Raw genomic sequence first — 12,135 nt, forward strand, 5'->3', positions numbered from 1 at the left:
TTTCAAGCGATTGCAAAGATAAAGCTAAAAACACCAAGCAATTTTTAAGGTGGTGTTAAAGTTTAGCGATCATTTAAACTTTTGATTTTCAAATCATTTAAAACTTTAGCATCTGTTTTAAAAACGATTTGTTTTTCTTCATTAGGCAACAAATCAAAGTAATTGTCGGAAAAATGTCCGGATTCATTACAAAATAAAAAGACATCTTTTTGAAGTGTTTTAGATGATAGCCTTATTGTAAACCCATCACTAGTTTTAATAACTTCCTTTTGAATAGCTTTTGCAGGTAATTCCAAATCTTTAGGTTTTACCAAATAAAAGAGCGATTCGGATTTTTGAAACTTCGAAACAATTACCACTTTGTTCTTATTGAATGAAAACCCAGATAAACCTATCCGTTGTTTTATGGCACTTGAATTTGGCTTTACCATTATTTCTTGAGAATTTTCCCAAATCACTTCACCTGAAAAATTCAATATGTTTGTAGATAGCGTTCCTGAAAAAGTGTTAAATGTATCATTAATCAGATATATTTTAAGTGAATCCTGTTTTACTTCCGAAGAAATAAGGACATTCTCAAAACTTCGCTTCGCCTTATAATGCAAGGCTTTCCAATTCCCAAAAAAATCAATACTCGACCAAGAAATTGCGGGCCAACAATCATTTAACTGCCAATACAACGTGCCCATATTGTAGGGTTTTGCTCTACGCTGTGCTTCAATACCTTTAGTTATACCATAAGCTTGAAGCAGCTGACTTATATACACGTAATCTTCAGGGTTATTTGGCACCAAGTAATCGCGGGCCATATACTCATCAATTACTTGAAATCCTCTTTTATGTTTTTGATGGTTTTTAATGCCTTCTGAAGTAATACGTAAAGAATCTGAATCATTCTTATTGATATAATTAATGAGGTTATAACTCGGAAAGGATTGAAATCCAAATTCACTCATAAATCGTGGTACTTGATCTTCAAAATGTTCAAACGGATAGCCATCATGCCAAACCCACCAGTCATGTGCATCGCCTTGAAACTCGAATTGCGGATTACCACGTCCAAATTTTGGAGATGTTTCCCAATAATTTGTATCTGAATAAGTTGCAACTGTTTTGGGCAATATAGAATCGAATACCTTGAGATAATGATTCCAAATCTCTGTTTTTTCGGTTTCAGATCTGCCATCCTGCCAACCCCAACGATGCCAACCTTCAGAATTTTCATTATTACCACACCATAGTGCTATGGAAGCATGGTTTCGTAGACGCTTCACGTTATCAATGGCCTCTTGTTTTACGTTTTCTAAAAATTCAGCATCGCCAGGATACATAGCACATGCAAACATAAAATCTTGCCAGATAAGGATGCCTTTTGCATCGCATAAATCATAAAAAATAGAATTCTCATAAATTCCGCCTCCCCAGACACGTAGCATGTTCATGTTTGCTTCTACTGCGTCATTTAACAAGTTATTATAATGTGCATCCGTTACTTTGTTTTGCATACTATTTTGCGGAATGTAATTGGCACCTTTAGCATATACCGGTTTGCCGTTTACCTCAAAATAAAAAGATTCGCCCAAGCTATCTTTTTCCGTAATTAACTTAATAGTGCGCAGGCCTTTTTTAACGGAAACAGAATCTAAAACAGTATTATCCTTTTTAATTACCACTTTAATATCATACAAATACGGATTACCTAAATTATGCGGCCACCAACGTTTCGGGTTTTTAATAGTAAAATTAAATTGCGGTATATCTTTATCAGACATATAACCAGATTGGATTAATGAATCATTTATAAAAAGATCATAGTCCAAATTTGCTATAGATGTATTTAAATTGAATCTAGCGTTGAGTTTTGCAAGCGAGTCATTTAAAACAGTCTGTTTAATATAAGCATCTTGAATTTTTAATGTGTTCCAAGTCACCAATTTTATAGGCCTCCAAATTCCAGACGTATTCAGTTTTGGTCCCCAATCCCAACCATATTGGAATTGGCCTTTTCTGGTAAAAATACGATTCCCTTCAGGTAGTGTATAGTTTAGTTGGGCTTTTGCGGCTTCTTCGTGTTTTGTTGTATTCTCAAAAAGAATGCGCAAGGTATTTTCCGTTTTTAGAAGTGGTTTCACATCTATAGAAAATTCACGGAACGCATTGGCCGTTTTTAGAATTAAAGAATCATTTAAGTACACGGAAGCGTAGGTGTCTAAACCTCCAAAGTTCAATTCAACATGTCTTTTCTGTAAGGTTTTGGAGTCTACTTGAAACGTTGTTTGGTATTCCCAATCGGTTTTAGAAACCCATTGCACAGAATCTTCATTAGTACCAATAAATGGATCTGGAATTTCTGCATTATCTAACAAATCAGAAAATACATTTCCTGGAATTTTTGCCGTTAACCAATCGGTATTATCGCTAGATTTAAATTGCCAATTATCATGTAATAACCGAATTTCTGGCACATCCAATTGCTTTTGGCATCCCAAAATAATTAGACATAAACCAATATAGAAAACGTGTTTCATTACTTATCGTAAACCAGATAAGCCGAAACCATCCAGTAGTTTATTTTATCATTTTCAATAGCTTGTGCTTCCGGAATGGAAAACGTAAACGTATGATTTCCTGCTTTAATAGTACCGAGTTCAATAATTTCAGGTTTTACGTCACTTCCAGGGCACCAATTGGATCGTGAGTAATCTGATGATGCAATCCGTTCTTCTATGTCTTCGCCTTTCCAGGTTGTTTTTTCTGTCCAAACACCTGATGTTGGATTAAATCGCCTAAAGCTGGCACAATCGTCTCGCCATGGTACAAACTGCTTCACAACTTCACCATTAAAGCTAATTATATTTTCTTTTTTTGTAAACTCATCACCTTCGGCATGTCCACCATGGCCTGTTGTGATATAATATAATTTGGCGTTTTTTAGTGTTTCATCAACTGGTAAATCTACTTGCAAATCCCCTTTATGAAACGCATCATAAAATTGTTGCGCACCAGCATATTTACTGGTATTGACTACAGAAATGACGTCATGTTCTTTTTTTATGTGATTTGGAATATCGCTTTCATCAAAATCTAGACGTACCGAAAGCTTATATCCTTCCTTGGTCCAAGTATCAATAAAAACACCAATATAAACCTCGTTTTCTAAAACGGGTAATAGTTGGGTAATATCCTGTTCCCACTGGACATTATTTTCCCAAATTGGAATATAAACGGGTTTTAAAGCTGCTACACGTTCGTTATCATTAAAAAAACCTACACCAAAAGGCGTCATAAAACGCAACAATTCAATATTTGGTTCGTATAGTTTATCATCTATTTTTTTTGAAACAATTCCGGGAGCTTCATTTAGAAATTGTTCTTTTGTTAATGTCTCGCTTTCAAAATCTAATAAATTCAAATCAGAAGTCGTAGGAATCACAAACAACGAACCCGATTTATCCCAAGGATCACCATTGGAAGTCAGGGTCATTTTAACGGACACAGATGCCTGCTTCTGATAATCAGGCAAGGTGACTTTCTTTAATAAAACGCGACCAGCATCCAAACGAATAATAGAATCTGTTGGTTGAATACTATCGTCCCGATCACTATCGGGATTAAAAGCCATATCAAAATAAAGATGGGTGTCTTTAAAAACAGTAATTTCTTTATCTCCTATTGGTTTTAAAGGCTTTTGACACGCTACAATTAATAAAAAAAATAAAGGAAGATATCTTAATTTCATGAATGGATTTTATTTAATATGTTTTCTATAGTTTCTACGGAAGAAACCGTTTGTTGCGTATTTCCGAAGTAGGCATGATTATTTTTGGTTGAAAGAACTGTGGAAGCCGAAGCATGAATTTCATGTAATCCAGCATCTTTAAATTTAGACGCGTTTTCCGCATTGATTCCAGATCCTGCTAAAATAATGGTTCTTTTTTCGGCTTTTTCATTCAATTTCAGCAACATATCCAAACCTTTTTCTGCAGAAGGTTCTAATCCAGATGTTAGAATTCGTTGAACACCTATAGCGATTAATTGTTCCAAAGCTTCTATGGGATTTGGCACACAGTCAAAAGCACGATGAAAGGTGAATGACAGTGGTTTTGACAATTCAATTAACGCTTGAGTTCTTTGTAAATCAATAGTATTATTTTCATTTAAGACACCAGAAACAATACCGTGAACACCTAATTTTTTACAGGTTTCAATATCCTTTTTTATAATGTTAAACTCGGCCTCTGAATAGGTAAAATTTCCAGAATGTGGTCGGATTAAGACAAAAACAGGAATAGAAAGCACCTCAACTACCTGTTTAATAAGTCCGTAACTAGGTGTTATACCACCAACCGCTAATTCCCTACAAAGCTCAATACGCTGTGCCCCTGCTTTTTCGGCATTTATAGCAGATTGGTAAGAATTGGCACAAATTTCTAGTAGCATATTAATTTACGATTATTTCATCAATAAATGTCCAAGCTGGATTTCCTGCGCCTTGTTTGCCTTCTGGAATAATTCCATAATTAGAAATTCTCAATTTTATGAATTGGGTTGTAGCTTGTTGTTCAAACGAGACTGGTGCCAAGAGGCTTTCTGATGTTGGCACATCAACTTCAAAAATTTGATTATTATCCAGCTCAATTTCTATTTTTTCAGGTGCATAAATCCATTGTCCATTGCCGTTATGAAAACGTGTGGAAATAGAACTAATATCGGTTTCAGCACCTAAATCAATTGTGATTTCAACATCTTCGCCCCAAAACCCTAACCATTCTTTATCGCCATAACGTTCATTGCTTCCAGAAATACCATTAACTAAACCACCTGAACCACTTCCGGTATAAGCATGATGCGGATGTACATCCAAAGTAATTTTATGCCCAAGTGCTTTATGCCAATTAATAGTTTGATTGTATGTGGTTCCTAAGGGTTTTTCATTGGCAAAAATTATCGCCTTTATGTTTTCACTTTTAGTAATAGGAATTCCTGTTTTATAAATTTCAGAATTGATGGTCGGTTCAGAACCATCCAAAGTATAATGAATTTCTTTTCCCGCGGTTGCCGTTTTTAATTCATACACCGCTTCATTACCATCAATTACCATGTTACCTTCAATTTCATATAAGTGATTAGCATAATTAATATCTAGAGCGTCCATGCGTTTATGAAAATTCTCAACCCTAGAAACAAACTCCTTGTAATCTCTATTTTCAGGCCCAGACCAAACCACTTCCGCAAGCGCTAATATTCGTGGAAAAACCATATACTCCACTTTTTCGGGAGTTGGGATATATTCCGTCCAAACATTCCCTTGTGCTCCAAGTACATATTTGGCTTCTTCTTCTGTTAATTCATCTGGAATAGGATTTAAACTATACACTTTTTCTAATGGCAGGAAACCACCAATAGCAACGGGTTCATCCTTATTTTCCGATTGGTAATGGTCAAAATAAGCATGAGAGCCTGGAGTTAAAATAACATCGTGACCTTGTTTAGCAGCTTCAATAGCACCTTCAAAACCACGCCAAGACATAACCGTAGCATTCGGCGCTAAACCACCTTCCAAAATTTCATCCCAACCAATAATTTGGCGGCCTTTACTATTCAAGTATTTTTCAATTCTAGAAATAAAGTAACTCTGCAACTCGTGTTCATCTTTTAAACCTTCTTTTTTAATTAAAGCCTGACAATGATCGCAGTTTTTCCAGCGTGTTTTTGGCGCTTCATCGCCTCCAATATGGATATATGTGCTCGGGAATAATTCCAAAACCTCATCAAAAACATCTTCTAAAAAGGTAAAGGTTTCTTCTTTCGGACAATAAATGTTCTCAAAAACGCCACCTTTTGTTGCTACTTTTACTTGTTTACCTGTACATCCCAATTCCGGATAAGCAGCAATAGCAGCTTGAGAATGACCTGGTAATTCAATTTCGGGAATGACCGTTACAAATCGTGCTGTAGCATAGGCCACAACATCTTTAATTTCTTCTTGAGTATAAAACCCACCATAGCTTTTGCCGTCAAATTTTTGAGGTTGTGTGTTGTAATGACCTATGAGTGTTTCATCACGATAGGCTGCAATTTCTTGTAATTTTGGATATTTTTTTATTTCAACACGCCAACCTTGATCCTCGGTAAGATGCCAATGAAAAGTATTCATTTTTAACAGGGCCAATGCATCAATGTATTTCTTGATAAAATTGACAGAAAACATATGTCGACCAACATCTAAATGCATCCCCCGATACACAAATTTAGGCTCATCTTGTATGCTGATGTTTTGGACAATTATTTCAGCATCTGAAAATGAGTTGTTTTCTAAACCAACAGGGAATAATTGGCGTAAACTCTGAACGGCATAAAAGGCACCTTTTCCAGTTTTCGCTTTAATCAGGATGCGGTTTGACGAAACGTTTAAAGTGTACCCTTCTTCAGTTGTTATGGTTTCATCTTTTTCAAATACAATATCATTTCCTTGATTTAACTTGAATGCGCTTCCAGATTCAATATAATCTTTTAAAAAATTTCCCGCTACGGAAAATTCTTCCTCAAAATTTAAGCCTGTGTCATTAGAGAGAATGAAATAACCTGGCTCCATGGTTTGATTTAAAGGGATAGGAATTATTTGTTGTAATGTGGGTTCTAGTGTTTTATTAGAACAACTAAAAATGACACTCACAAAAACTAAACAAACTAGGGATGACTTGAACTGCATTTTAGTATATTAGAGGTTTAATAATTCACTAATTTATTACTTATTTACTGTATTTAGATAATAATCTTGAAATAAGTTATTACCTAAATTGATTTCAACCGCAAATGAAACACTTCCAATTAACTCGTAAATTTTTTTCAGTTTTTTTACTCATACTATTAGTGACTTCATGTAAGAATGAAGAAAAAAAATTAATTAGTCCTAAAGGCAACAAATCTTTAACCAGTTTCGTTAATCCATTTATTGGAACGGGTGGCCATGGCCATACCTATCCTGGAGCCACCATGCCATTTGGAATGATGCAACTGTCACCAGATACCAGACTGGACGGTTGGGATGGCTGTTCAGGTTATCATTATTCAGATGAATACATTTACGGGTTTTCACACACGCATTTAAGTGGAACTGGTGTTTCAGACTATGGCGATATTTTATTAATGCCAACGAACAAGGTCGAATTTAACAATGGAGCCGATGGCAAAAAAGGCTATCGCGCACATTTTTCTCATGATAATGAAATAGCAGAACCTGGGTTTTATAAGGTGCATTTAGATTCTACGAATATTGATGTAGAGCTTACCGTTTCCAAACGTAGTGGTATTCATAAATACACATTTCCTAAAAATAGCAAACAGATCGTTATTTTAGATTTAGAGCATCGGGATGAAGTTCTAAACTCCAATGCTACCGTTTATTCCAACACAGAAGTTGGTGGTATAAGACATTCCAAAGCATGGGCAACCAATCAGATGTTATTTTACAATGTTCAGTTTTCGAGGCCGTTTAAAAACATGGTTTTTTTAAATGATACAGCCGAAGGTAAACACGTAAAAGCCGCTTTTGAATTTGACCCTAATGACGGCCAAGTCCTCGAGGTAAAAATTGGTATTTCGGCAGTTGATGAAGTTGGAGCCAAACAAAATCTACAAGAAGAAATTGGCGAAAAAACATTCAACCAAGTCAAAACCGAAGCTCAAAAAATCTGGGAAGCACAGCTGAATAAAATTGTAATAGAAAGTGAAAATGTAGATTATAAAACCAATTTTTATACAGCCCTATATCATACCATGATAGCTCCAAACTTATATCAGGATGTGGATGGACGCTATCGTGGAATGGATTTAAAAATCCATCAAACAACGGATTTTGATTATTACACCGTATTTTCACTTTGGGATACCTATCGCGCCACACATCCACTTTACACCATTATTGAACAGGACAGAACCAACGATTTTATAAACACCTTCCTAGCAAAATATGATGAAGGTGGTATCATGCCGATTTGGGATTTAAGCGGAAATTACACAGGTTGTATGATTGGTTATCACGCGGTTCCAGTAATTGCTGACGCCTATTTAAAAGGGATTAAAAATTACGATATTGAAAAGGCTTTTATTGCCATGAAACATTCTGCCACACGTGATAAATTAGGTTTAAAAAGTTATAAGGAGTTCGGGTTTATTCCTGTAGAAGAAGAAAGCGAATCCGTTTCAAAAACATTAGAATATGCTTATGATGATTGGACCATTGCGCAAATGGCAAAATCGCTAGGAAAAGATGACGATTATAAAACCTATTTAAAACGTGCACAATATTATAAAAATGTATTCGACCCTGAATCACAATTTATGCGTGGTCGTTTTAGAAACACCTGGTTTGCGCCTTTTGATCCGTATGAAGTGAATTTTAATTACACCGAAGCTAATTCATGGCAATACAGTTTTTACGTTCCACAAGATGTATCAGGATTTATGAAATTGCTTGGCGGTAAAGACCAATTAGAAGCACGTTTAGATGAATTGTTTGTAGCAGAATCCGAAACGTCCGGCCGCCATCAAGTGGATATTACCGGGTTAATTGGCCAATATGCACATGGTAACGAACCGAGTCATCATATGGCTTATTTATACAACTTCGTAAATAAACCACATAAAACACAAGAGAAAATCCATCAGATTCTAACCGAATTATACACCAACACACCAGATGGTATTTCAGGGAATGAAGACTGCGGCCAAATGAGTGCTTGGTATATATTTTCGTCCATGGGATTTTATCCCGTAACTCCAGGAAGCAACAATTATATTATAGGAACTCCTCTTTTTGAGAGAGCCACTATCAATTTAGAAAGTGGTAAAAACTTCACCATTCTTGCTGAAAATTTAAGCGACACCAATATGTATATTGAAAGTGTTACCTTAAATGATGTGGCGCTCAACCAAACATTCATTTCACATGAAGACATTATAAAAGGTGGTACCTTGATTTTTAATATGACGAGTAAGCCAACGTCTTGGGGAACAGAAGAAGGTCAGGAACCAAAAACAAGCATTGACGAACATCTTATTGTAGCGTCACCATTTATTGCTAAAGGAGATGTCGCATTTAAAAAACAAACGGAAGTGGTTCTAGAAAATGCAGATTCGGAAGCAGCCATTTTCTATCAATTGAATGGCGGGAAATTTAAAACCTATGAAACACCTTTCACGATTTCAGAACCTGCCGTACTAACGGTTTATTCTGCAAAAAACAATCTTAAGAGTGCTGAAATAACGACGCAATTTTATGAAATTGATCCAAACATTTCATTAACATTAGAGTCTGAATATGCCAACCAATATAATGGTGGTGGACCCAACGCGCTTATTGATGGTATAGTAGGTGCTAGAGATTTCAGAACGGGAACTTGGCAAGGCTACCAAGATAAAGATGTAATTGCTATTGTTGATTTGGGACGTGAAAAACCTGTAAATTCTGTGACTACCAATTTTCTAAAAGACCAACGTTCTTGGATCTTTTATCCAACGGAAGTGATTTGTTTAGCATCAAAAGATGGACAAAATTATGAAGAAATTGGTACGTATACCTTTGGAGAAATAACACCGACAGATGAGGTGGATATGCAAAGTGTAACATTTAAACAATCTGGTAAAAACTACAGATTTATAAAAATCATCGCCAAAAAATTAGGCGAACTTCCAGAGTGGCATTTAGGATATGCAGATGATGGTAGAAGTTGGTTGTTTGTTGACGAGATTCGTATTAAATAACAAATTCCTGCTTTTGCAGGAATATGAAACCTATGAACCATCAAAAATCCTATCGTTCCGCATTTATATTATTAACCATACTATTTTTCCTATGGGGGTTTATTACTGTTTTGGTAGATTCTTTGATTCCACGGCTACGAGAATTATTTACATTAACTTACTTCCAAGCAGGATTGGTGCAATTTGCATTCTTTGGCGCCTATTTTATATTATCCATTCCAGCCAGTTATATTCTTTCTAAAATAGGCTATAAAAAGGGCATTATTCTAGGGTTACTAACCATGGCTTTAGCTTGCTTACTATTTTATCCTGCCGCATCATATCGTATATTTGGTATATTCATGCTGGCCTATTTTATTCTTGCTGCAGGCATTACGGTTTTACAAGTAGCAGCAAATCCTTTTGTGGCTGTTTTGGGTTCAGAAGATGGTGCATCAAGTAGATTAAATTTATCGCAAGCATTTAATTCTCTTGGAACTGCCATTGCACCTATTGTTGGCGCCTGGTTTATTTTAAGCGATACTATTAAAACAGAAGTTGAAATTGAATCCTTAACGGGCGCAGCCAAAGAAACTTATTTAGTTTCGGAAGCCTCCGCAGTGCAAAAACCATTTTTAGGCTTGGCGCTATTTATTTTACTTATAGCTGGTATTTTTCTATTTGCTAAACTTCCAAAAATGATTAGCGATGAGAATACGGGAACCTATTCTGGTGCCTTAAAAAACAAGAATTTAATGTTGGGTGTTTTAGGCATTTTCTTTTATGTTGGTGCAGAAGTTGCCATAGGCAGTTATTTAGTCAACTACTTTATGGATATGAATATGGTAGAAGTTATTAAAGAAAATAGCTTTATGAAATCCATAGCTGAAGGTATTCTGAATGCTGGAATTACTGAAAAAGACAGCAAAGCCATTGTTGGTGTATTTGTTACTTTTTATTGGTCTGGCGCTATGATTGGCCGATTTATTGGCGCCTATTTAACCAAAATTATTAAACCTGGAAACGTCCTTGGCATATTTGCAACCATTGCTATTTCATTAATAGTAACTTCAATCAGCACGACTGGATTAGTAAGTATGTGGAGTATTTTGGCAGTTGGTTTATTCAACTCCATAATGTTCCCAACAATTTTCGCTTTGGCAATCAATGGTATTGGCGAATTGAAACCTAAAGCATCGGGCTTACTCTGTATGGCTATTGTTGGAGGTGCTATTATTCCGCCATTTTTCGGTTTACTTACAGATAATGTGGGCTTCAAATCAGCCTTGCTATTTATTGTGATTTGTTATGCCTATATTTTATGGTATGGCTTTAAAAATTCTAGAAACAGATTGCAAGACATTAATTAACCAACACTGTTTTTCTTTTGTAGTGAAGAGAAACAATTATTATAAAAAACAACTCGTATGAAACGTAGAAACTTTATAAAAAACGCATCACTTACAGGTGTAGGACTCGCAGTTGGAAACTCTTTAGTGAGCTATGCCGAAACTTCTTTTAAAAACATTTCAAAAAGTTCAACCACTTTACCTTTAGTAATTGCCACATGGCATGTTGAAAATGCAACTGCCAAAGCCATGGAAATTTTACAAAATGGTGGAACTGCTTTAGATGCAGTAGAACAAGGCTGCATGGTGGAAGAAGCTGATGTTAAAAATCAATCCGTTGGTAAAGGTGGTTTACCAGATCGTGAAGGAAATGTAACTCTTGACGCCTGCATTATGAATAAAGATGGAGATTGTGGCTCTGTAGTTTACCTTCAAAACATTACCCACGCGGTTTCCATTGCTAGAAAAGTTATGGAGGACACGCCTCATGTTATGTTAGCTGGAAAAGGTGCCGAACAATTTGCTTATGAATTGGGTTTTAAAAAAGAAAATCTATTAACTGATTCTGCTAAAAAAGCTTGGGAGGAATGGAAAAAAGAATCCAAATACAAACCAATTATAAACATAGAAAACCATGATACTATTGGTATGCTAGCTATAGATAAAAATGGCGATATTTCTGGCGCTTGTACCACCAGTGGTTTGGCTTATAAAATGGCTGGACGCGTTGGTGATAGCCCAATTATTGGCTCTGGTTTGTTTATCGATAATGAAATTGGTGGTTGTGTAGCTACAGGTTTAGGCGAAGAAGTGGTAAAAACTGTGGGTAGCTTTCTAGTGGTGGAATTGATGCGCCAAGGAAAATCGCCCCAAGACGCTTGTGAAGAAGCTATTAGTCGCATAGTGAAAAAACCAAATAGCGATTATAAGAATTTTCAAGTCGGCTATATTGCTGTTAATAAGCAAGGCGAAACGGGCAGTTATTCCATTCACCAATGGTTTAGTATGACCAAATTTCAAGATGGTGTAAATAAACAAATTC

General features: G+C 35.8%; 7 protein-coding genes. 3 read left to right on the forward strand and 4 right to left on the reverse strand.

The features are described from left to right. Positions 1–62: 62 nt before the first annotated feature. Genes ACN0QX_RS05710 through ACN0QX_RS05725 form a run of 4 tightly spaced genes read right to left on the reverse strand, consistent with a single transcriptional unit; the run spans position 63 to position 6,712 of the window. Positions 63–2,528, reverse strand: coding sequence for a beta-mannosidase (locus ACN0QX_RS05710; protein ID WP_417195840.1), 2,466 nt, complete (start codon positions 2,526–2,528; stop codon positions 63–65). Next, positions 2,528–3,739 (reverse strand): peptide-N-glycosidase F-related protein, encoded by a 1,212-nt coding sequence (locus ACN0QX_RS05715; protein WP_248397578.1) that lies wholly within the window; start codon positions 3,737–3,739, stop codon positions 2,528–2,530. The genes ACN0QX_RS05710 and ACN0QX_RS05715 overlap by 1 nt, the downstream gene beginning before the upstream one ends. Then, positions 3,736–4,440, reverse strand: a complete 705-nt coding sequence (locus ACN0QX_RS05720; protein WP_417195841.1) for a copper homeostasis protein CutC — start codon at positions 4,438–4,440, stop codon at positions 3,736–3,738. Before ACN0QX_RS05720 ends, ACN0QX_RS05715 begins: the two co-directional genes overlap by 4 nt. A gap of 1 nt (position 4,441) precedes the next feature. Beyond that, positions 4,442–6,712 (reverse strand): beta-N-acetylhexosaminidase, encoded by a 2,271-nt coding sequence (locus ACN0QX_RS05725; RefSeq protein ID WP_417195842.1) that lies wholly within the window; start codon positions 6,710–6,712, stop codon positions 4,442–4,444. A gap of 104 nt (positions 6,713–6,816) precedes the next feature. Here ACN0QX_RS05725 and ACN0QX_RS05730 point away from each other — a divergent pair, with 104 nt between their 5' ends. From ACN0QX_RS05730 to ACN0QX_RS05740, 3 genes are all read left to right on the forward strand, one after another. Then, positions 6,817–9,765 carry a GH92 family glycosyl hydrolase gene (locus ACN0QX_RS05730; protein ID WP_417195843.1) on the forward strand — a complete coding sequence of 983 codons (2,949 nt, stop codon included), beginning with the start codon at positions 6,817–6,819 and terminating at the stop codon, positions 9,763–9,765. Between the two features lie 32 nt (positions 9,766–9,797). Next, on the forward strand, positions 9,798–11,114 hold the full coding sequence (locus tag ACN0QX_RS05735; RefSeq protein ID WP_417195844.1) for a sugar MFS transporter: 1,317 nt from the start codon (positions 9,798–9,800) through the stop codon (positions 11,112–11,114). A 57-nt stretch (positions 11,115–11,171) separates the two neighbouring features. After that, on the forward strand, positions 11,172–12,135 hold a 964-nt coding region (locus tag ACN0QX_RS05740; RefSeq protein WP_417195845.1), incomplete at its 3' end, for an isoaspartyl peptidase/L-asparaginase family protein.

This window comes from Bizionia sp. (assembly GCF_048259285.1).
GTDB classification, from domain to species: domain Bacteria; phylum Bacteroidota; class Bacteroidia; order Flavobacteriales; family Flavobacteriaceae; genus Algorimicrobium; species Algorimicrobium hallyeonense.